At 72.3% G+C, this 22,315-nt stretch carries 13 protein-coding genes; 11 read left to right on the top strand and 2 right to left on the bottom strand.

Features of this window, described 5'->3' with window-relative positions; translation table 11 throughout:
• The first annotated feature begins 81 nt into the window (after nucleotides 1–81).
• The 10 genes from LZ017_RS08170 (at nucleotide 82) to LZ017_RS08215 (ending at nucleotide 19,511) form a co-directional block, all read left to right on the top strand.
• Nucleotides 82–2,379: a TonB-dependent receptor gene (locus tag LZ017_RS08170; protein WP_241396125.1), complete on the top strand. Its 2,298-nt coding sequence runs from the start codon at nucleotides 82–84 to the stop codon at nucleotides 2,377–2,379.
• A 27-nt stretch (nucleotides 2,380–2,406) separates the two neighbouring features.
• The gene (locus LZ017_RS08175; RefSeq protein WP_241396607.1) at nucleotides 2,407–4,866 is read left to right on the top strand and encodes a TonB-dependent receptor; all 2,460 of its coding nucleotides are present in this window, start codon (nucleotides 2,407–2,409) and stop codon (nucleotides 4,864–4,866) included.
• 61 nt (nucleotides 4,867–4,927) lie between these two features.
• Entirely contained in the window at nucleotides 4,928–7,369 is a 2,442-nt protein-coding gene (locus tag LZ017_RS08180; RefSeq protein ID WP_241396126.1) for a TonB-dependent receptor, read from the top strand.
• Between the two features lie 173 nt (nucleotides 7,370–7,542).
• Complete coding sequence (locus LZ017_RS08185; protein WP_241396127.1) at nucleotides 7,543–10,026, top strand: TonB-dependent receptor; 2,484 nt, start codon at nucleotides 7,543–7,545, stop codon at nucleotides 10,024–10,026.
• Between the two features lie 53 nt (nucleotides 10,027–10,079).
• On the top strand, nucleotides 10,080–11,471 hold the full coding sequence (locus tag LZ017_RS08190; RefSeq protein WP_241396128.1) for an MFS transporter: 1,392 nt from the start codon (nucleotides 10,080–10,082) through the stop codon (nucleotides 11,469–11,471).
• Between the two features lie 16 nt (nucleotides 11,472–11,487).
• On the top strand, nucleotides 11,488–13,149 hold the full coding sequence (locus LZ017_RS08195) for a beta-lactamase family protein (RefSeq protein WP_241396129.1): 1,662 nt from the start codon (nucleotides 11,488–11,490) through the stop codon (nucleotides 13,147–13,149).
• 78 nt (nucleotides 13,150–13,227) lie between these two features.
• Nucleotides 13,228–14,616, top strand: coding sequence for an MFS transporter (locus tag LZ017_RS08200; protein ID WP_241396130.1), 1,389 nt, complete (start codon nucleotides 13,228–13,230; stop codon nucleotides 14,614–14,616).
• 14 nt (nucleotides 14,617–14,630) lie between these two features.
• Nucleotides 14,631–16,295: a beta-lactamase family protein gene (locus tag LZ017_RS08205; RefSeq protein ID WP_241396131.1), complete on the top strand. Its 1,665-nt coding sequence runs from the start codon at nucleotides 14,631–14,633 to the stop codon at nucleotides 16,293–16,295.
• A gap of 15 nt (nucleotides 16,296–16,310) precedes the next feature.
• Nucleotides 16,311–17,993 carry a beta-lactamase family protein gene (locus tag LZ017_RS08210; protein WP_241396132.1) on the top strand — a complete coding sequence of 561 codons (1,683 nt, stop codon included), beginning with the start codon at nucleotides 16,311–16,313 and terminating at the stop codon, nucleotides 17,991–17,993.
• Between the two features lie 45 nt (nucleotides 17,994–18,038).
• Nucleotides 18,039–19,511 carry a M81 family metallopeptidase gene (locus LZ017_RS08215; protein WP_241396133.1) on the top strand — a complete coding sequence of 491 codons (1,473 nt, stop codon included), beginning with the start codon at nucleotides 18,039–18,041 and terminating at the stop codon, nucleotides 19,509–19,511.
• Nucleotides 19,512–19,538: 27 nt separating this feature from the next.
• Here the strand turns inward: LZ017_RS08215 and LZ017_RS08220 are convergent, their stop codons facing one another.
• Both LZ017_RS08220 and LZ017_RS08225 read right to left on the bottom strand, forming a co-directional pair.
• Nucleotides 19,539–19,904 carry a DUF1801 domain-containing protein gene (locus LZ017_RS08220; protein ID WP_241396134.1) on the bottom strand — a complete coding sequence of 122 codons (366 nt, stop codon included), beginning with the start codon at nucleotides 19,902–19,904 and terminating at the stop codon, nucleotides 19,539–19,541.
• Nucleotides 19,905–19,969: 65 nt separating this feature from the next.
• A complete protein-coding gene (locus tag LZ017_RS08225) occupies nucleotides 19,970–20,983 on the bottom strand; it encodes an AraC family transcriptional regulator (protein ID WP_241396135.1) in 1,014 nt (337 codons plus the stop codon).
• 80 nt (nucleotides 20,984–21,063) lie between these two features.
• Between LZ017_RS08225 and LZ017_RS08230 the strand changes: the two genes are divergently transcribed.
• Nucleotides 21,064–22,305, top strand: coding sequence for an MFS transporter (locus LZ017_RS08230; RefSeq protein WP_241396136.1), 1,242 nt, complete (start codon nucleotides 21,064–21,066; stop codon nucleotides 22,303–22,305).
• Nucleotides 22,306–22,315: the final 10 nt, after the last annotated feature.

Here is a 22,315-nt window from a genome sequence, read left to right on the forward strand (position 1 = left end):
GGGCCGCGCCGCCTGGGTGCGTCATAGCTGCATCGCCGACACGGCGGCCGGCCCCGTCAGGCTCTCCCACAGGAGGCCCATGTGCATACCCTGAAGCAGCGCATGCTGCGTTCCTTCGCCGTGGCCGTGACGCTGGTCCACGGCCGCCTGGACTGCAGCCTGGCACAGGACATCGCTCCGCCGCACGCGGCCAGCGCGACGGCCGCGACGCCCCACGGGGCGCCAGAGCCCGCGTCGCCGCCCTCGCCGCCCGCCTCGGATGCCGACCGGGCGCGGCTCGAATCGGTCGTCGTCAGCGCCAGCCGGCGCCGTGAGCCAGTGCGCGAGGTGCCGATGCAGGTCGGCGTGCTGGGCGCCGAGCGGCTGAGCCGCAGCGGTGCGCGCGGCCTGCAGGACTACCTGGCCGACCAGGCCGGCGTCGACGTCAAGAGCGCCGGCGGCGCGGGCATGGGCACGATCAGCATCCGCGGCGTCACCACGGGCCGGCAGACCATCACCACGGTCGGCGTGGTGGTGGACGACGTGGCCTTCGGCTCCAGCGGCCCCTTCGCACGCGGTGCGTCGATGGCGCTGGACCTGGGCTTGCTGGACCTGAAGCACATCGAGGTGCTGCGCGGCCCGCAGGGCACGCTGTACGGTGCCGGCGCGATGGGCGGCCTGCTGAAGTACGTGACCCACGAGCCGGACAGCGTCGAGTGGTCCGGCAAGCTCACGCTGGGGCTGACGGCCGCGCGCGGCGGTGGCCTGGGCCACACCGCGGGCGCGGTCATCAATCTGCCGTTGAAGGAGGACGTCGCGGGGCTGCGGCTGTCGGCCGCCAACGAGCACTTCGGCGGCACGGTCGACGCCATCGGTCCGCAGGTGCGGCGCACGAACAATGACCGCGGCGACACCCGCGGCCTGCGCGCCTCGCTGCTGCTCACGCCGACGAACCGGCTGAAGCTGCGCCTGACCGGCACGACGCAGAAGATCCGCCGCGACGGCAACGACTTCGTCGAGTACCGCGCCGCCGACAGCCGGCCGCTGCATCCGGGCCGCCAGCGCCGCCTTTCCGAGCCCGAGCCCTACCGGGTCAGGACCGACCTGCTGTCGGCCGAGCTCGAGTACGACTTCGGCTGGGCCCGCCTCAACTCGATCAGCTCGCGGCAACAGCTCGCGGCCCGCGCGCTGAGCGACATCACGATGATCTACGTGCCCCTGCTGGCCAGCCAGGGCCTGGCGCTGCGCAGCGTGTCGGTCAGCGGCGATGTCGGCCTGTCCAAGACCACGCAGGAGCTGCGCCTGACCTCGAAGTCGGACAAGCGGCTGGAGTGGCTGCTTGGCGTCTACTGGGCCGACGAGAAGTCCAGCAATGACCAACGGGCCCCCAGCATCCTGCCCGATGGCGGCCCCGGGCCGGTGCTGTTCACGGCCGCGCTGCCGGCGCGCTACAGGGAGATGGCCGTCTATGGCGACCTCACCTGGAAGAGCGCCAGCGGCCTGGCGCTGACGGGCGGGTTGCGCGTGGCGCGCAACCGCCAGCACTTTACGCAGATCACCTCGGGCCCGTTGGCCGGCGGCAGCCAGACGCTGCCGGGCGCGTCCCGCGACACCAGCCGCACCTGGCTGCTGACCGCGCGCCAGGCGCTGGGCCCGGACCGCAGCGTCTACCTGCGCGGCGCCAGCGGCTACCGGCCCGGCGGCCCCAACCCCGTGCTGAATGACCCGGTGAGCGGCGAGCCCACCGGCGTCAACCGCTTCCGCCACGACACGCTCACCAGCCTGGAGGCGGGCTACAAGGCCGAGCTGGCGGACCGGCGCTTGTCCGTGGAAGCGGCCGTGTTTGACATCCGCTGGAAGGACCTGCAGCAGTTCAAGCCGGTGCGCGGCATCTCCACCATCGTCAATGCCGGCGCGGCCCGGCTGCGCGGCGCGGAGCTGGTGCTGAGCTGGCGCCCCGACGCGCACTGGAGTCTGAGCGGCAATGCCGCCTACCTCGACGCCCGACTCAGCGAGGAGGCACCGGGCCTGGGCGCCGCGGCCGGCGCGCGCCTGCCGTCCAGCGCGCGCTTCTCGGCGGCGCTGTCGGCGCACTACGCCTTCCAGCTGGGAGGCCGCCCCGCCTATGCCGGCCTGACGCAGCGCCATGTGGGCGCGCGCACCAGCGGCTTCGAGGGCAGCGCGCTGTCGCCGCCGTACCGCCTGCCGGCGTATGCGATGACCGATCTGCAGGCCGGCATCGAGTTCCCGTCGCTGCAGTTGGCCCTCTCCGTGCGCAACCTGTTCGACCACAACGCCCAACTGTCCAGCGACAACGCGCTGCTGCCCTTCGGTGGGCCGGCGCTGGTGTCGCTCGCGCCCCCGCGCAGCGTCGGGGTGACGCTGACGCTGCCGTTCTGACCCACCCCGAAGGAGGACCCCGTGCTCATGCAGAAGCAGCCCTTGTTACGCCCGCTCGCCGTGGCCTTGTCACTGGCTTTGTCCAGCCTGGACGGCCTCGCGCAGGACGCCCCGCCGACCACGAATGCCGCAACGCCCGGCCATGCGCTGGCCATCCCGGCCCAGGCCGCGGCGCTGGCATTGCAGCAGCTGATCGAGCAGACGGGCATCCAGCTCGTCTATGCGCCCGAGCTGGTGCAGGGTCTCGTCACTCGGGCGGTGAACGGCCATTTCACGCCCCGCCAGGCCTTGGCCCAGATGCTGGAGGGCAGCGAGCTCCAGGCGGTGGAGACCGGCGAGAACGCCTGGACTCTGCGCCGCGCGCCCGCCGCGCCGGCCGCAGGCGAGGAACGGGCGCGCCTGGAATCGGTCTTCGTCAGCGCAAGCCGGCGCCGTGAACCGGTGCGCGAAGTGCCCATGCAGGTCAGCGTGATGGATGCCGAGCAGCTCGGCCGCGGCGGCGCGCGCAACCTGCAGGACTACCTGGCCAACGAGTCCGGCGTCAACGTGAAGAGCAACGGCGGTCCGGGCATGGGCACGGTCAGCATCCGCGGCATCACCACCGGCAGCCAGACCATCAGCACCGTCGGCGTGTATGTGGACGAGGTGGCCTTCGGCTCCAGCGGCCCCTTCGCCCTGGGCACCACGCAGGCCCTGGATCTGGGCCTGCTGGATCTCCAGCACATCGAGGTGCTGCGCGGCCCGCAGGGCACGCTGTACGGCGCCGGCGCCATGGGCGGCCTGCTGAAGTATGTGCCCCACGAGCCCGACACCACCGAGTGGTCGGGCCATCTCACCGCCGGGGTGTCGGTGCCACGAGGCGGCGGCCTGAGCCACACGGTGGGGGCGGTGGCCAACCTGCCGCTGAAGAGCGGCGTGGCGGGCCTGCGGCTGTCGGCCTTCAACGAGCATGCGGGCGGCACGATCGACGCCATTGGCCCGTTCGTGGTGCGGGCGAACAACAACCGAGGCAACACCCATGGCCTGCGGGCCTCGCTGCTGCTCACGCCGCTGAACCGGCTGAAGCTGCGCCTCACCGGAACGACGCAGACCCTGCGCTACGACAGCGGCGAAGTCATCGACTACCGGCCCGACGGCCGACCGCTGCACGGCGGCCGCCAGCGCCGGCTGTATGAGTTCGAGCCCTATCGCATCAAGATCGACCTGCTGTCGGCCGACGTCGAGTACGACTTCGGCTGGGCTCGTTTCAACGCCATCACCTCGCGACAGCGGTCGGCAAGCCGCGTCCGCACCGACAGCACCGAGGACGACCGCCCGATCCTGGAGGAGCTGGGCGAACTGGTGCGCAGCGTGCGCGGCAGCAACCACGTGACCCTGGACAAGACCACCCAGGAGCTGCGCCTGACCTCCAAGTCGGACAAGCAGCTCGAATGGCTGCTGGGCCTCTACTGGGACGACGAGAAGTCCACCAACGACCAGCGCACCGCCGCCACCATGGTCGATGGCACGCTGGACAAGGAAATGTTCAGGGCCGCGCTACCGGCCCGCTACCGGGAAATCGCCGTCTATGGCGACCTCACCTGGAAGTTCGCCAACGGCCTGGCCGTCACCGGGGGGCTACGCGTGGCGCGCAACCGGCAGCACTTCACGCAGAGCTCCGAGGGCCTGCTGGCCGGCGGCTCGCAGTCGATGCCCGGCGCGTCCAGCGACACCAGCCGCACCTGGCTGCTGACAGCGCGCTATGCGCTGGACAGACACAGCGACGTCTATCTGCGCGGCGCCAGCGGTTACCGGCCCGGCGGCCCCAATCCGGTGGTGACCGACCCGGTGACCGGCCAGCCCACCGGCGCCACCCGCTTCGGGCATGACACGCTCACCAACCTCGAGCTCGGCTACAAGGCCGCGCTGCTGGACCAGCGCCTGTCGGTGGAGGCGGCGGTGTTCGACATCCGCTGGAAAGACCTGCAGCAGTTCAAGCCGGCCCGGACGGTCGCGACCATCGTCAACGCGGGCGCGGCGCGCGTGCGCGGCGTGGAGCTGTCCGCGAACTGGCGCCCCGACTCGCACTGGACGCTGGGCGGCAATGCCGCCTACATCGACGCCCGGCTCAGCGAGGACGCCCCCGGCCTGGACGCGGCAGCCGGCGCGCGGCTGCCCATCAGCGCGCGCTTCTCCGCGTCGCTGTCGGCCTCGTATGCCTTCAGCCTGGGCGGCTATCCCAGCTACGCGGGGCTGACGCATCGCTACGTGGGCGCGCGCCTCACGAGGTTCGAGGACAGCTCCGGGAGCCCGGCCTACCAACTGCCGGCCTACTCGCTGACCGACCTGCAGGCGGGCATCGACTTCAAGCGCGTGCAGCTGGCCTTCTTCGTGCGCAATCTGTTCGACCGGGAGGCGCAGCTGTCCGGGTACGCCACCAGCACGGCGGCCTACGTCTTCCTGGAGCCGCCGCGCACCGCCGGCCTCACGCTCACCGTCCCGTTCTGACCCATCCGAAGGAGACTCCACAGTGCCTAACTTGCACGAGCCTTTGTTGAGACCGCTCGCCGTGGCTGCGACGCTCGCCCTGTCCAGCCTGGCCTGCAGCGCGCAGAGCAGCACCGCCACCCTGGCCACCACGCCGCCCGCGTATGCGCTGAACATCCCCGCACAGCCCGCGACGCAGTCGCTGCAGCAGCTCATCGAACAGACGCGCATCCAGCTTGTCTATTCGCCGGAGCTGGTGCAGGGCCTCACGACCAAGGCCGTGAGCGGGCACTTCACGCCGCTCCAGGCGCTGGTTCGCATGCTGGACGGCAGCGGGTTGCAGGTCGTCGAGACCGGCGTCAATGCCTGGACCATACGCCCCACGCAGCCGACGTCCGGACCGAACGGGGACCGGACACGGCTGGACTCGGTCATCGTCAGCGCCAGCCGGCGCAACGAACCGGTGCGCGAGGTGCCCATGCAGGTCAGCGTGCTGGACGCCGATCAACTCGGCCGCAAGGGCGCGCGCAGCCTGCAGGACTACCTGGCCGACCAGGCCGGCGTCAACCTCCGCAGCAGCACGGGCGGGCCCGGCGCCGGCACGGTCAGCATCCGCGGCATCACCACCGGCAGCCAGACCATCAACACCGTCGGCGTCTATGTCGACGAGGTGGCCTTCGGTTCCAGTGGCCCCTTCGCCGGCGGCGGGCAGCTGGCGCTGGACCTGGGGCTGCTGGACCTCAAGCACATCGAGCTGCTGCGCGGCCCGCAAGGCACGCTGTACGGCGCCGGCGCCATGGGGGGCGTGCTGAAGTACGTGACCCACGAGCCGGACACCGCCGAGTGGTCCGGCCGGCTCACGCTGGGCCTGTCGGCGCCGCGCGGCGGCGGCATCGGCCATACGGCGGGCGCGGTGGTCAATGTGCCCTTGAAGGAAGACCTCGCGGGTCTGCGCCTGTCCGCGTTCAACGACCACCACGGCGGCACGGTCGACGCCATCGGCCCGCGGGTGTTCGCGACCCACGTCGATCGCGGCGACACACGCGGGCTGCGCGGCTCGCTGCTGATCACGCCCACGAGTCGCGTCAAGATCCGCGCCACCGGCATGACGCAAACGATTCGCCGTGAGGGAAGCGGGCTGGTCGAGTACCGCCTGGACGACCGCCAGCCGCTGCTGGGCGGCCGGCAGATCCGCCTCTATGTGCCTCAGCCCTACGAGGTGAAGGTCGACCTGCTGTCGGCCGACCTCGAGTACGACTTCGGCTGGGCCCGGATCAACGCCATCCTTTCCCGGCAAAGAATGGTGAGCCAGCAACAGGTGGACACCAGCCTGCTCGACCTGCAGAGCCTGCCCGCGCTGGGGCTGAGCAGCACCCAGACCAACGGCCGCATCGCCCTCCACAAGAACACCCAGGAGCTGCGCCTCACCTCGCGCGCAGACCGGCAGCTGGCGTGGCTGCTGGGCTTCTACGCGAACGACGAGACCTCCACCAACGACCAGCTGGCATCCGGCAATCGCGTCGACGGGACCCCTGGGCCCGAGCTGATCCGGGCCGCCCTGCCCGCGCGCTACAAGGAGATGGCCGCGTATGGCGACATCACCTGGAAGTTCGCCAATGGCGTGGCCGTCACCGGCGGGCTGCGCGTGGCCCGCAACCGCCAGCACTTCACGCAGATCACCTCGGGCCCGCTGGTGGGCGGCTCGCGGTCGCTGCCGGGCGCATCCCGCGACACCAGCCGCACCTGGCTGCTGACGGCGCGCTATGCGTTGAACCCGCACAGCGACGTCTATCTGCGCGGCGCCACCGGCTACCGGCCCGGGGGCCCCAACCCCGTCGTCAACGATCCCGTCACCGGCGAACCCACCGGCGTGGCCACCTTCAAGCACGACACGCTCACCAGCCTCGAAGCCGGCTACAAAGCCGAGCTGCTGGACCGCCGCCTCACGCTGGAGGCGGCCGTCTTCGACATCCGCTGGAAGGACCTGCAACAGTTCAAGACCGGCCGCGAGGTCACGACCATCGTCAACGCGGGCGCGGCCCATGTGCGCGGCGCGGAGCTGGGGCTGAGCTGGCGGCCCGATCCGCGCTGGACCCTGGCCGGCAATGCCGCCTTCGTCGACGCCCGGCTCAGCGAAGACGCGCCGGGCCTGGGCGCGGTGGCCGGCGACCGCCTGCCCGTCTCGCCGCGCCTGTCCGCCGCGCTGTCGGCCCGCTACGCCTTCAGCCTGGCCGGCCATCCCGGCCATGTCGGACTAACCCAGCGCTACGCAAGTTCGCGCCGCACGGGCTTTGGCGGCAACGCCCGCACGGCGCCCTACACGCTGCCCGGCTATGCGGTGACCGACCTGGAGGCCGGCCTGGACTTCAGGCGCGTGCAGCTGTCCTTCTTCGTGCGCAACCTGTTCGACCGGGCGGCGCAACTCTCGGGCGGCAACGCCCTGGTGCAGCCGTCGGACAGCGTGTCGCGCGTGGTGCTGGAGTCGCCGCGCACCGTCGGTGCCACGCTCACGGTGCCCTTCTGAGTCCTCCGCCGACCTGTCGCCGCGCGGCAGGCCCTCGGCGCCGCCGCGGCCGCCGCGTCCGGTAGGGGTTTGTCCTTGTGAGGGAGGGTCCGCGGCGGTGCGTCATACCTGCACCGCGCAATGCGGTGGCCGGCCCTGCCAGGCGACCTCCACACAAGATCCAGGAGACCCAGGTGCGCACCCTCCACACCCCCTCGATGACCCCCCTCGTCCTTGCCCTCGCGCTCGCGCTGGGCAGCCTCCACAGCGTGGCCCAGACCCGGGCTTCCGCGACCAACGATCCGCCGCCGTCCCACGCGCTGGACATTCCGGCGCAGCCCGCCGCCCAGGCGCTGAAACGGCTGGTCGATCAGACCGGCATCCAGCTCGTGTACGCGCCCCCGCTGCTGCGCGGCATCACCACGCGCGCCGTGAACGGCGAGTTCACGCCGCTCGAGGCCTTGCGGCAGATGCTGGAGGGCAGCGGCCTCCAGGCGGTGCAGACCGGCAGCAACGCCTGGACGCTCAGCCACGCGCCGGCCTCGCCGAACTCGTCGACCGAGGTCGACAAGACCCGGCTCGACTCGGTCTTCGTCAGCGCCAACCGGCGCAACGAGCCGGTGCGCGAGGTGCCGATGCAGGTCAACGTGCTGGACGCCGAACAGCTCGGCCGCCAGGGCGCCCGACATCTGCAGGACTACCTGGCCAACCAGCCCGGTGTCGACGTCAACAGCGCCGGGGGCCCCGGCTTCGGCGCGATCAGCATCCGTGGCGTCACCACCGGTGAACAGACCATCGCCACCGTCGGCCTGTACGTGGACGACGTGGCCTTCGGCTCCAGCGGCCCCTTCGCCAACGGCCAGCTGATGGCGCTGGACCTGGGCCTGCTGGACATCAAGCAGGTGGAGCTGCTGCGCGGCCCGCAGGGCACGCTGTACGGCGCGGGCGCCATGGGCGGGCTGCTGAAGTACGTGACCCACGAACCCGACACCGCCGAGTGGTCCGGCAAGCTCACGCTGGGCAGCTCGGCCACGCGCGGTGGCGGCCTCAGCCACAACGCAGGCGTGGTGATCAATGTCCCGCTGAAGGAAGACGTCGCGGGCCTGCGCCTGTCGGCCTTCAACGAGCATGCGGGCGGCAGCGTCGAGGCGATCGGCCCGCTGGTATGGCGCCGGCACAGCGACCGCGGCGACACCCGCGGCCTGCGCGCCTCGCTGCTGCTCACGCCGACGAATCACCTGAAGCTGCGGCTCACCGGCACGACGCAGACCATACGCCGCGAAGGCGCCGACAGCGTCGACTACCGTCCCGAGGACAGCCAGCCCCTGCACGGCGAACGCCAGCGCCGCCTGTACGAGGCCGAGCCGTACCGGGTCAGGACCGACCTGGTGTCGGCGGACCTCGAGTACGACTTCGGCGCGGCGCGCCTGAACGCGATCACCTCGCGGCAGCGCGTGCGCGCCAACTCCGTGGCCGACGTCAGCGATGCTTATCTGCCGTCGCTCGCCCAACAGGGCCTGCTGTTCCGCAGCGTCGCCGCCAGCGGCAGCAACAGCCTGGACAAGACCACGCAGGAGCTGCGCCTGACCTCGGCGTCGGACAAGCAGCTGGAATGGCTGCTGGGCTTCTACTGGGACGACGAGAAGTCCACCAACGATCAGTTCACCGCCGCGACCCCGCCCGAAGGCCCGCCCAGCCAGGTCCTGTCCAGCGCGGCACTGCCGGCCCGCTACAGGGAAGCGGCGCTCTATGGCGACGTCACCTGGAAGTTCGCCAACGGCCTGGCGCTGACCGGCGGGCTGCGCGTGGCACGCAACCGGCAGAGCTTCACGCAGAACTACGACAACAGGCTGGACAACGACACGCAGTGGCGCGAGGGGGCCTCGCGCGAGACCAGCCGGACCTGGCTGCTGACCGCGCGCTACGCGCTGGGGCCCGGCAGCAGCGTCTATCTGCGCGGCGCCTCCGGCTACCGGCCCGGCGGCCCCAATCCCGTGGTGATCGACCCGGTGAGCGGCGCCCCCTCCGGACCGAGCAGCTTCCAGCACGACACGCTCATCAACCTGGAGGCGGGCTACAAGGCCGAGCTGCTGAACCAGCGCCTGTCGCTGGAGGCCGCCGTCTTCGACATCCGCTGGAAAAACCTGCAGCAGTACAAGGTGGCGAACGCCGTTTCCATCATCACCAACGCGGGCGCCGCCCATATGCGGGGCGCGGAGCTGGCGGCGACCTGGCGCCCGGACGAGCACTGGTCGCTGAACGGCAACGCGGCCCTGATCGACGCCAAGCTCAGCGAAGACGCGACCGGCCTGGACGCCCGGGCCGGCACGCGCCTGCCGTCCAGCGCGCGCGTCTCCGCGTCGCTGACGGCCACCTATGCCTTCAGCCTGGGCGGGTACGCGAGCTACGCCGGACTGACGCAGCGCTACGTGGGCGAGCGCCTGAGCGCGCTGGCCACCGGCGCGCTGCCCTCGCCCTACCGCCTGCCGGCCTATGCGATGACCGACCTGCAGGCGGGCATCGACTTCAAGTCCGCGCACCTGGCCCTGCATGTGCGCAACCTGTTCAACCGCGCCGCCCAGCTGTCCGCTCGCGACCCGCTGGTGCCCGGCAATCCCGCCCTGGTGTCGCTGGAGGCGGCCCGCACCGTCGGCGCCACGCTGGCCCTGCCGTTCTGAGTCCCCGCGCCGGCGGCCTGCCGCTGGCGCCTGTATTTCCAAAGGTCTTCCCCATGGACACTTCCCTCCCCGGACACCAGCCCCAGGCCCAGCCGCCGCACGCCCGCAGAACCGGCTGGGCCACCACGCTGATCGCCGCCTACGGCATGCTGGCGCTGATCGTCGCCAGCCTGTTCACCACCCTGGACGGACCCATCATCCTGCTGATGGAGGAGTCGATCCGGCAGTCACTGCGGATGACGGACACCCAGCTGGGCCTGCTGCAGGGCGCGGGCTTCACGCTGGTGGCAGGCATCGCCTCCGTGCCCATCGCCTGGCTGGCCGATCGCTACGGCCGGCGCGGCCTGCTGGCGCTCAGCGTGCTGGTCTGGGCCGGCGCCACGGTGGGCTGCGGGCTGGCGCCGGACTTTCCGTCGCTCTTCCTCGCCACCGCGGGCGTCGGCATCGGGGCGGCCGGCCTGGGGCCGGTGGTCTTCGGGCTGATTCCGCAGATCGTTTCGGCGCGCCATCGTGTGCTGGCCAACGGGGCGTTCATGCTGACCACCATGCTGGGCGGCAGCCTCGCGCTGATCCTGAGTGGCGCGCTGGCGGAAAGCCTGGAGGCCCTGCGTCCGCTACTGCCCGCCGTCTGGCAGGGGCTGGAACCATGGCGGGTCGCCCTGCTGGTGCTGACCCTGCCCAGCCCGCTGGTGGCGCTGGCCCTGCTGCTGATCCGCCTGCATCCGGCGCGCGCCGACGCCGAGGCTCCGGCCGAGCCGGCGCGCGCCACGCCCTCGGCCTTTCGTCCCTACTGGCAGCAGCATGGGCGCACCCTGACCCTGGTGTTCGCCGGCGTGGGACTGGCCTCGGTGGGCCTGGTCGCCAGCGCCAGTTGGCTGCCCGTCATCGCCGGACGCCATTTCGGTTCCAGCATGGCCGACGTGGGCCAGGGCATAGGCCTGGCCAATCTGCTCGGCGTGGTGCTGGGCGCGGTGGCCGGCGCCGTGGGCGTGAAGCTGCTGGGCGGCCGGCTGGGCGTGGCCCTGCCGATGCGCGTGATCGCGGTCGGTTCGCTGGTGGCCACGGTCGCGACCGCCGCCATGCCCATGGCGCCCAGCGCGGACGTGCTGTATGTGCTGTTCGGCGTCCAGGGTGCCTCGCTGGTCGCGGGCACCGTGCTCGTTCCCACGCTGCTGCAGGACATGACGCCCGAGGCACTGCAGTCGCGCGTGATCGCGCTGGGCTCGGTGGTCACCGTGGTGATCGCGTCGGGCACCCCGGTGCTGGTCGGGGCCCTCTCCGACCTGATCCAGGCCTCCCCGGCGGGCCTGCTGGCGATCTCCGCGGGCCTGGGTGCCGCGGGCCTGGCGCTGGGCGCCTGGCTGATGTTCGTCGCCGAACGACCCTACATCCGCACCGTCCATGCCGTGCACCCGGACATGGCGAAAGCCCCTCTCACCCTCTAACCCAACGGAGATCCACATGAGCGAAACCAACGCGTCCACCGACCTGCGCGGCGCACTCGACGCCCTTTTCGCGGACGTCAACCGCAGCGATGCGCCCGGCCTGGTGGTGGGCGTGGCCCACCAGGGCCGGGCCCTCTACCGCCGCGGCTTCGGCCTGGCCAGCCTGGAGCATGGCGTGACCAACACGGTCTGGACCCGCATGCGCATCGGCTCGACCAGCAAGCACTTCACCTGCCTGGCCGCGCTGCTGCTGGCCGAGGAGGGCCGGCTCGACATCGACGCCAGCGTGCGCCGCTACCTGCCGGAACTGCCCGCGCTGCAGGGCGAGCCCAGCCTGCGCCAGCTGATGCAACACACCGGCGGCTACCGCTGCTACCTGGACGTCGGCTTCCTCGCCGACGGCGAGACGGCGATCAAGCCCAAGGGCGAGGCGCTGAGCTCGCAGATGCGCCAGAGCTGCGTCAACTTCGCGCCGGGCGAGAAGATGATGTACTGCAACGGCGGCTACCACCTGCTGTCGCACATCATCGAGCGCGTCAGCGGCCAGCCCTTTCGCCAGTTCCTGCGCGAGCGCATCTTCCTGCCGCTGGGCATGCGCGACACCGCGCAGGTGCCCAGCGACTTCGAGATCCACCGAGGTATGGCGACGCTGCACGACCCCGTGCCCAAGGAACAAGGCGGCGGCTGGCGGCGCGGCATCTTCCCCACCGAGGACCTGGGCGGCGAAGGGGCGATCATCTCGACCATCGACGACATGCTGACCTGGCTGGCCCATCTGCGCGGCCCCAAGACCGTGGGCAGCGAGGCCAGCTGGCGCCAGATGCTGACCCCCGCGCGGCTCAACAACGGCACCGAGATCCCCTATGCGCTGGGGCTGATGGTCCACCCCTACCGCGGTGTCGGCGTGGTGCACCACGCGGGCGGCGTGATCGGCGGCGCCTGCCAGATGATCACCGTGCCGTCGCATGAGCTGGACATCATCATCATGAGCAACGGCGCCCTGGTCTCGCCGACGGCGCTGGCCTTCCAGGTCATCGACACCGTGCTGGCCGACGCGCTGCCCGCCGAGCGCGCGGCCAAGCCGGACAGCGAGCCCTTCAAGCCCATGCTGGGCACGCGCTACCACGCGCCCGGCTCGGGCCTGGTGATCGGCTTCGACGAGGCGGCCGAGGGCAAGCTGGGGCTGCGCATTCTGAACAACCCGCCACTGCCGCTGACCGAGAACGGCTCGGTGCTGCAGTTCGGCGTCGAGGACATCGCCGCGGGCCCGCTGTGTGTCAGCACCGCGGCGCTGGCCCGCGAGGGCGAACCGCCCTCCGCGCTGGACATCAGTGAAGGCGGGCATGTCGAACGGTTTGAGCGCCTGCCAGCCAACCCGCCCAGCGCGGAAGAGGCCAGCCACGGCCTGCTCGGCCGCTACCGCGCGCCCGACCTGGAGGCCCAGGCTGAGTTGCGCCTGGACGAGGGCCAACTGCGCCTTGAGGTGATCGGTGCCTACGGGAGGCACACGATGGCACTGGAACCGTTCTCCACCGACGTGTTCGGCTGGCGGGAGAAGAGCACGCTGCCGCTGTTCGGCGTGCTGAACCTGGAGCGCGACGCCGACCGGCGCGTGCAGGCCCTGCGGATCGACACCGTGCGCACCCGCGGCCTGCGCTTCGAGCGCCTGCCCGACTGAGCACCGCCGCGCCCCCGCCATGCCGGCGCCCCGTCGCCGGCCCCCGCCCCTGCCGCTACCCCTGCCCGGACCTCGACCATGCAAAGCTCCGCCCCCGAACTCCCGCACGCGATCGCGCCGCCGCACCGGCCCGCCGCTGGCGCCGGCACCGCCGCGATCGCGGCCTACGGCATGCTGGTGCTGATCGTCGCCACCGTGTTCGCCGCGCTGGACCGGCAGATCCTGGTGCTGCTGGCCGAGCCGATGCGCCAGTCCCTGCGCATGTCCGACACCCAGATCGGCCTGCTGCAGGGCGCCGCGATCACGCTGGTGTCCGGCGTCGCGGCCCTGCCCATCGGCTGGCTGGCCGACCGCTACGGCCGCCGCGCCATGCTGGCCGCCTGCGTGCTGGTCTGGGCGGCGGCGACGGGCGCCTGCGGGCTGGCCCAGGACTTCACGACGCTGTTCGTCGCGGCCGCGGGCCTGGGCATCGGCGAGGCCGGGCTGGGGCCCATCGTCTACGGGCTGATTCCGCAGATCGTCTCGGCACGCCGCCGCGTGCTGGCCAACGGCGTGTACGCGCTGGCGGCCATCTTCGGCGGCGGCCTGGGCCTGACCCTGAGCGGCGCGATGGTGAAGAGCCTGGACGCCGTGCGCCCCTGGCTGCCCGTGGCCTGGCAGGGGCTGGAGCCCTGGCGGCTGGCCTTCCTGGCCGTCGCGATCCCGGGCCCGCTGGTGGCGCTGGCGGTGCTGCTGATCCGGCTGCATCCCTGGCGCGCCGACAGGCAGCCCATGGACGCCTTGCCCGGGCGGCTGGCCCCGTTCCGCCCTTACCGGCGGCAGCATGGGCACACCATGGCCACGGTGTTCGGCGGCGTGGGCCTGGCGACGCTGGGCGTGGTTGTCACCAGCACCTGGCTGCCCATCATCGCGACGCGCCATTTCGGCGCGTCCATCGCCGACGTCGGGCAGGGCACGGGCCTCGCGACGCTGCTCGGCACGGCCGTGGGCGCGCTGGCCGGCGCCGCGGGCGCCAAGCTGCTGGGCGGCCGGCTGGGCGTGGCCCTGCCGGTGCGCGTGATCAGCGTCGGCTCCGTGGTGGCCGCGCTGGCGACCGCCGCCATGCCGCTGGCCAGCCAGGCCTCCACTTTGTATGTGCTGCTGAGCATCCAGGTGGCGTCGCTGATCGCCGGCAGCGTGCTCATCCCCACGCTGCTGCAAGACATGACCCCCGAGGCGCTGCGCTCGCGCGTGATCGCGCTGGGCACGGCCGTCACCGTGGTGATCAGCTCGCTGAGCCCGGTGCTGGTGGGCCTGGCCTCCGACCTGCTGCGCGCCTCGCCAGCGGGGCTGCTGGCGCTGGCGGCGGCGCTGGGCACGACGGGCTTCGTGCTGGGGGCCTGGCTGATGTTCGTCGCCGAACAGCCCTATGTCCGCACCGTCCATGCGGTGCATCCCGAACTCGCCCGCGGCCATCGCACGCCGTGAGCGCCTGGACCCCCATGAGCCACCCCGCCTCTCCCCATGAGCTCCGCGCGACGCTGGACACGCTGTTCGCGTCGGTCAACCGCAGCGACGCCCCCGGCCTGGTCGTCGGCGTGGCCCACCAGGGCCGCGCCCTCTACCGCCGTGGCTTCGGCCTGGCCAGCCTGGAGCATGGCCTGGCCAACACGGTGTGGACGCGCATGCGCCTGGCCTCGACCAGCAAGCATTTCACCGCGCTGGCGGTGCTGCTGCTGGCCGAGGACGGCCTGCTGGACATCGACGCCAGCGTGCGCCGCCACGTGCCGGAACTGCCCACGCTGCAGGGCGAGCCCAGCCTGCGCCAGCTGATGCAGCACACCGGCGGCTACCGTTGCTACCTGGACATCGGCTGCCTGGCCGACGGCGAGACCGCCTGCAAGCCCAAGGGCGAAGCGCTGCACGCGCAGGCGCGCCAGCAGGGCGTGAACTTCGCGCCGGGCGAGAAGATGATGTACTGCAACGGCGGCTACCACCTGCTGTCGCTGGTCGTCGAGCGGGTCAGCGGCCTGCCCTTCCGGCATGTCCTGCGCGAACGCATCTTCGCGCCGCTGGGCATGCACGACACCACGCTCGCGCCCAGCGATTTCGAGATCCACCGCGGCATGGCCACGCTGCACGAGCCCGTGCCCGCCGAGGAAGGCGGCGGCTGGCGGCGCGGCATCTCGCCGCCCGAGGACGTGGGCGGCGAGGGCTCCATCGTGTCCACCGTCGACGACATGCTGCGCTGGCTGGCGCATCTGCGCGGCCCCCGGCGCGTCGTCGGCCGCGACGCGAGCTGGCGCCAGATGCTGACGCCCACCCGGCTCAACGACGGCACCGAGATTCCCTACGGGCTGGGGCTGATGGTGCACGGCTACCGCGGCGTCGAGGTGATCCACCACGCCGGCGGCGTGAACGGCGCCCTCTGCCAGATGATCACCGTGCCCGCGCAGGCGCTGGACATCATCCTCATGACCAACGGCGCGCCGGTTTCGCCGACGGCGCTGTCCTACCGGATCATCGACGCCGTGCTGGGCGACGCCCGGCTCGACGCCCCCACGCCCGAAGCCGCCAGCACCGCGTTCACACCCATGCTGGGCACGCGCTACCACGCGCCGGGCTCGGGCCTGGTGGCCGCGTTCGCCGAAGCGCCGGACGGCCGGCTGGGCCTGAGCTTCCTGAACCATGCCCCGCTGCCCTTGAAGGACGACGGCGAGCGGCTGCAGATCGACCTGGACGCCATCGCGATCGGCCCGATCAGCGTGGCGAAGGCCGCGCTGGCGCGCGACGGCGAGGCCCCGTCCACGCTGGAGATCCGCGAAGGCGGCCATGCCGAGCGCTACCAGCGCCTCCCGGCCACGCCGCCCGGCGCGCGTGCCGTCAGCGACGGGCTGCTGGGTCGCTACCAGTGCGCGGACATGGCGGCCCAGGCGCGACTGCGCCTGGAGGGCGAACGTCTGCGCCTGGAGCTGGTCGGCGCCTACGGCCGGCAGACGCTGGACCTGGAGGTCTGGGCCGACGACGTGCTGGGACTGCAACCGGCGCTGGGCGTGCTGAACCTGGAGCGCGACGCGGACCGGCGCGTGCGTTGCTGGCGACTGGACACGCTGCGCAGCCGCGGGCTGCGCTTCGAACGGCGGTCCGACGGACCGAACGAATGCTGAGCGACTGGAGAACCCATGGAACGACAGGAGAACCCGATGAGCGAGCCCTCTTCCCGCCCCGAACTGCGCGCGGCGCTCGACGCCCTGCTCGACGGCGTCAATCGCAGCGATGCGCCAGGCCTGGTGGTGGGCGTGGCCCAGCACGGCCGGGCGATCTACCGCCGCGGCGTCGGCATGGCCAGCCTGGAGCACGGCGTGGCCAATACGGCGTGGACGCGCATGCGCATCGGCTCGACCAGCAAGCACTTCACCGCGCTGGCCGCGCTGCTGCTGGCCGAGGACGGCCTGCTGGACCTCGATGCCGGCGTGCGCCGCTATCTGCCGGAGCTGCCGCCGCTGCAGGGCGAGCCCAGCCTGCGCCAGCTGATGCAGCACACCAGCGGCTACCGCTGCTATCTGGACGTCGGCTTCCTCGCCGACGGGGACCGGACCCTCAAGCCCCAGGGCGGACTGCTGGACACGCAGATGCGCCAGAGCCGGGCCAACTTCGCGCCGGGCGAGATGATGATGTACTGCAACGGCGGCTATCAGCTGCTGTCGCTCATCGTCGAGCGGGTCGGCGGCCAGTCCTTCCGGCACTTCCTCAAGGAGCGCGTCTTCGCGCCGCTGGGCATGCACGACAGCGCCGTGGCGCCCAGCGACTTCGAGATCCATCGCGGCATGGCCACGCTGCATGAGCCCGTGCCCGCCGAAGAAGGCGGCGGCTGGCGGCGCGGCATCTCGCCGCCCGAGGACGTGGGCGGCGAAGGCGCCATCATCTCCACCGTCGACGACATGCTGCGCTGGCTGGCGCACCTGCGCGGCCCCAAGCGCGTCGGCAGCGACGCGAGCTGGCGCCAGATGCTGACGCCCGCGCGGCTCAACAACGGCCTGGAGATCCCCTATGGGCTGGGGCTGAGGCTGGGCCGCTACCGCGGGGTCGAGGTGATCCACCACGCGGGCGGCGTGGTCGGCGGCGCGAGCCAGATGATCACCGTGCCGGCGCACGCGCTGGACGTGGTCGCGCTGAACAACGGCGCGGAACTCGACCCGGTGCCGCTGGCCTACCAGATCATCGACACCGTGCTGGGCGATGCCCTGCTCGCCGCGCCAGCGGGCGAACCCGCTGGCGCGTCGTACCGCCCCATGCTGGGCACCCGCTACCGGGCGCCGGCGTCGGGCCTGGTGGTCGGCTTCGACAGCACGGCGGACGGACGGCTGGCGGCGCGCGTCCTCAACAAGCCGCCCGTGCCGCTGCACGCCCAGGGCGCCATGCTGCAGGTGGAGCTGGAGATCCTGGCCCTGGGTCCGATCGCCCTGCCCGCCGCGGCGCTGGCGCGCGAAGGCGAGCCGCCCGCCACGCTGGAGATCAGCGAAGCCGGCCGCGTCGAGCGCTTCGAGCGCCTGCCGGCCACGCCGCCCGTCGCGTCACAGCTCGGCCGCGGCCTGCTGGGCCGCTACCGCGCGCCGGACCTGGCCGCGACGGCCCTGCTGCGCCTGGACGGCGAGCAGCTGCGCCTGGACGTGCTGGGACCGTATGGCCGGCACACGCTGCTGCTGCAGCCCTGGTCGGACGGGGTGCTGGGCTGGCAGGAGAAGGGATCGCCCTCGATGTGCGGGGCGCTGACCCTGGAGCGCGGGGCGGACCGACGGGTGCAGGCCCTGCGGATCGACACCGTGCGCACCCGCGGCCTGCGCCTGGAGCGCCTGGCCGACTGAGGGGGCAACGACCGAATGACGACCCACCGCATCAAGGAGAACGGCATGAAGATATTCGTGGCACAACTGGCCACCGAGACCAACACTTTCGCCTATGCGCCCACCGGCTGGGGCGCGTTCGAGGAATTCGGGATCTACCGGGGCGACGCGAGCCGCGTGGCGGCCGACGGCGCGGGCGCGCTGCTGCGCTTCGCGCGCGACATGATCGAGGCCGACGGGCACGAGATGGTGGAAAGCCTGTGCTGCTTCGCGCAGCCGCTGGGCCGCACCGTGCGCGCGGTCTACGAGACGCTGCGCGACCGCCTGCTGGAAGACCTGCGCGCCGCGCTGCCGGTGCAGGCGGTGATGCTGGTGCTGCACGGCGCGATGGTGGCGGAGGGCTATGACGACTGCGAGGGCGACCTCGCGGCACGGGTGCGCGAGATCGTCGGTCCCGGCGTGCCGATCGGCATGGAGCTGGACCTGCACTGCCATTTCACCGAGCTGATGCGCCGCTCGGCCGACCTGATCATCGCCTTCAAGGAGTACCCGCACATCGATGGCGAGGAGCGCGCGCGCGAGCTCTACCACCTGCTCGTCGCGATGGCGCATGGCCGCGTGCGGCCAACCACCGCCGTGTTCGACTGCAAGATGGTGGGGCTGTGGCACACCACGCGCGAGCCGATGAAGGGCTTCGTGCAGCGCATGCAGTCGCTGGAGGGGCGCGAGGGCGTGCTGTCCATCTCGCTGGGCCACGGCTTCCCGTGGGGCGACGTGCCGGAGTCCGGGGCCAAGCTCTGGGTCATCACCGACCACGATGCCGACAAGGCGCAGGCCCTGGCCGAGCAGCTGGGGCGGGAGTTCTGGAACCTGCGCCACAAGACCGGCGACAACTCGCTGCCGCTGGACCAGGCGCTGGACCGCGCGATGGCGGTGGACGGCGGCCCGGTGGTGCTGGCCGACGTGGCCGACAACCCCGGTGGCGGCGCGCCCAGCGACAGCACCTTCGTGCTGCGTCGCGTGCTGGAGCGCCGCATCCCTCAGGTGGTGATCGGCGCGTTCTGGGACCTGGGCGCGATCCAGATCTGCCACGACGCGGGTGTCGGCGCCGAGGTCGATCTGCGCGTGGGCGGCAAATGCAGCCCCGCCTCGGGTGATCCGGTCGACCTGCGCGTGACCGTGCGCAACATCGTGCAGAACCACTCGCAGGGCATTCCCGGCGTCACCGGCCGCGTGCCCATGGGGCGCTGCGTCTGGGTGGAGGCCGCCAACGGCCTGCACCTGCTGCTGTCCTCGGTGCGCGGGCAGGTCCTGGGCACGGACGCTTTCACCGGCATCGGCCTCACGCTGGGCGACAAGAAGCTGGTGGTGGTGAAGTCCACCCAGCACTTCCATGCCGACTTCGCGCCCATCGCCCGCGCCGTGCTCTATGCCGCGACGCCCGGCGCCATCACGCCGGACTTCGCCGCGATCCCCTACCAGCGGCGCGATCTCGACTACTGGCCGCGCGTGACCGATCCGCACGCGGCGCAGGCCTGAGCGCTCCGGCGGCGGGCGGCCTCTGTCTCAGGCCGCCGCCTCGGCGGCCCGCAGCGCCAGCACCAGGTAGGCCGCAAGCTGCTTGTCCCGGAGGTCCTGAAGCCCCCGCAGCTTGAGGTGGCGGCGCCCCTTGCCGGCCCCTTCGAGATGGCCATGGGGATCGGCGATGGCCGCGCCATGGCTGAATTCGAACGACACATGCTGCTTGTACGCGAACACGCCGCCGAGCTGGACGCCACCGGCCGAGAACAGCAGACCGCCGTACTTGAGTTCCTCGTCGACGGCGCCCAGGGTCTGGTGCACCAGGGCGCGCGCGGCCACCACCACGGCGTGATGTTCTTCGGACAGCAGACGGATGTCTTCGAGCAGTCCCTGGACAGTTTTTGCGGCCATGGCGGCGTCCTGAAGTGGCGGGTCTCGCGACCGCGCAAGGGGATGGGCGGCGGGGGCGGCCGCCTTCAGCGGCCGTCCGGCCTGAGCCGCAACGCGCTGGGCGGCTGGCCGACGATGCGCTTGAAGGCGCGGCTGAAGGCCGCCTCGGAATCGTAGCCCAGGCGGTGCGCCGCGACGGCGACCCGCATGCCCTCCTGGGCGATCCAGCGCCGCGCCTCGGACATCCGCACCTTGGCGACATAGCGCGCCGGACTCTCGCCCAGCGTGCGCGTGAAGGCGTCGGCGAAGCGCGAGCGCGACGCGCCCATCAGCGCCGCCAGCTGGGCCACGCGCCAGTCGCGCGCGGGCTCGCGGTGGATGGCGGCGACCACCTGGCCCAGGCGCGGGCAGCGCAGCGCGGCGATCCAGCCGCTGGCGTCGCTGCAGCCGCATTCCACCCAGGCACGGATCACGCTGGCCGCCAGCACGTCGGCCAGCCGCGCCAGGATGCCGCAGAACCCGATGCGGTCCAGCGCCACCTCGCGCTCCATCGCCTCCAGCAGCACCGGCACCGTGGGGTCGCGCTGCGCCAGCGCGCCCGCGTGCATGCGCTCGGGCATCAGCGCCATCAGCGGATGCAGCGGGTCCAGGTTGAAGCGCATGCTGCCGCAGAAGACCACGTCGGGCGGCGCCGCCGCGCCGGCCCGCGGCGCGGTACAGCGCACCCGGCCCTCGCAGCGCACCAGCGTGATGGTCTCGGTCACCGGCGTGCGCTCCAGCGCGTCCAGCGCCACCGGCGGCACCTCGGGGTCGCTGGCCAGCACATGGGCCCCGCCATGCGGCAGCAGCAGCGCGTCGCCGGCCTCCAGGCGCATCCACGCCGAACCGGGCGACTGCAGCCAGGCCGTGCCGCGCGCGACGAAGAGAAAGCGCGCCGCCGCCTGCGCCGGAAAGCCGATCGCCCAGGGGCCGTGCAGCACGCAGCGGTCGTAGGCCACGCCCTCCAGGCGCAGCCCGAGCAGGATCTGCGTCAGGCTGTCACGCGTGGCCTCGGCCTCTTCCAGGGCGATCTGCGGTTCATTGGACGAATGAGCAAGCATTGCGGCTTTTCCGGCATGGAAACGCCGGGATCCTATCCCTAAGCTGCGCGCTCCTTCCACCGTCTCAGGAACAACCCAAGGTGTCTTCCGTCTGCCGCCCCGACGGCCCGGCCGCTGCGGCCCCGGCCCCCTCCGCCCTCTCCAGCCCCACCGCGGCCCCGCCGGCCGCCGAGCACGCGCACTGGCCTGCCGTCGTCGCGCTGACGCTGGGCGTGTTCGGCCTGGTCACCGCCGAGTTCCTGCCCGCCAGCCTGCTGACCACCATGGCCGCGGACCTGGGCGTTTCCGACGGCGCCGCCGGGCAGACCGTCACCGTCACCGCGCTGGTCGGTGCCCTCGCCGCGCCGACGCTGCCGCTGCTGACGCAGCGCCTGGACCGCCGCCGGGTGATGCTGGCGCTGACGCTGCTGCTGGTGCTGTCCAACCTGCTCGCGGTGCTGGCGCAAAGCCTGACCCCGCTGCTGGTGTCGCGGGTGATGCTGGGCGTGGCGCTGGGCGGCTTCTGGTCCATGTCGGGCGCGCTGACCCTGCGCCTGGTGCCAGCGACCCTGTTCGCGCGGGCGATGTCGGTGATCCTCACCGGCGTGTCGGTCGCCACGGTCTGCGCCGCGCCGCTGGGTGCCTGGATGGGCGGGCTCTGGGGTTGGCGCAGCGCCTTCGTCGCCGCCGGCGGGCTGAGCCTGGTCACGCTGGCCTTCCAGTTCGCCACCCTGCCGCCGCTGCCCCCGCGCGAGAAGGCCGACCTGCGCGTGCTGGGCGCGCTGCTGAAGCGGCCCGGCGTGCGCACCGCGATGCTGGCGGTGCTGCTGATCATCCCCGGCCACTTCGCCGGCTTCACCTATGTGCGGCCGCTGCTGGAGCAGGTCACGCGGCTGCCGGTCGCGAGCATCTCGGCGGTGCTGCTGGGCTATGGCGTCGCGGGCTTTTTCGGTAACTTCGTCGGCGGCTGGCTGGCGCAGCGCAGCGAGCGCCTGGCCATCGTCGGTGGCAGCGCGCTGATCGCGCTGCTGGCGGCGACGATTCTGTTCGCCGGCCACTGGCCCGTGGCGGCCGCCGCGTCGGTGGTGCTGTGGGGCTTTGCCTTCGGCGCTTTTCCGGTGGGCTTCCAGACCTGGACCGTGCGCGCCGCGCCGGACCAGGCCGAGGGCGCCGGCGGGCTGCTGGTGGCGGCCTTCCAGATCGCCATCGCCAGCGGCGCCATCGTCGGCGGCCTGCTGGTGGACCGGGTGGGCGCACTGGGAGCACCGGGCTTCGCGCTGCTCACCGTGAGCCTGGGCTGCCTGCTGGTGTGGCGCCGCGGGCCGCGCCGGCAGCCCGACTGACGCGGCCGCG

The organism is Pelomonas sp. CA6 (assembly GCF_022549225.1).
Classification (GTDB): Bacteria; Pseudomonadota; Gammaproteobacteria; order Burkholderiales; family Burkholderiaceae_C; genus Roseateles.

Coding starts and splice junctions, on each gene's coding strand:
- LZ017_RS08200 (WP_241396130.1), top strand. CDS start 13,228: ATGCAAAGCTCCGCCCCCGAACTCCCGCACGCGATCGCGCCGCCGCAC.
- LZ017_RS08220 (WP_241396134.1), bottom strand. CDS start 19,904: ATGGCCGCAAAAACTGTCCAGGGACTGCTCGAAGACATCCGTCTGCTG.
- LZ017_RS08190 (WP_241396128.1), top strand. CDS start 10,080: ATGGACACTTCCCTCCCCGGACACCAGCCCCAGGCCCAGCCGCCGCAC.
- LZ017_RS08195 (WP_241396129.1), top strand. CDS start 11,488: ATGAGCGAAACCAACGCGTCCACCGACCTGCGCGGCGCACTCGACGCC.
- LZ017_RS08225 (WP_241396135.1), bottom strand. CDS start 20,983: ATGCTTGCTCATTCGTCCAATGAACCGCAGATCGCCCTGGAAGAGGCC.
- LZ017_RS08210 (WP_241396132.1), top strand. CDS start 16,311: ATGGAACGACAGGAGAACCCGATGAGCGAGCCCTCTTCCCGCCCCGAA.
- LZ017_RS08175 (WP_241396607.1), top strand. CDS start 2,407: ATGCAGAAGCAGCCCTTGTTACGCCCGCTCGCCGTGGCCTTGTCACTG.
- LZ017_RS08215 (WP_241396133.1), top strand. CDS start 18,039: ATGAAGATATTCGTGGCACAACTGGCCACCGAGACCAACACTTTCGCC.
- LZ017_RS08205 (WP_241396131.1), top strand. CDS start 14,631: ATGAGCCACCCCGCCTCTCCCCATGAGCTCCGCGCGACGCTGGACACG.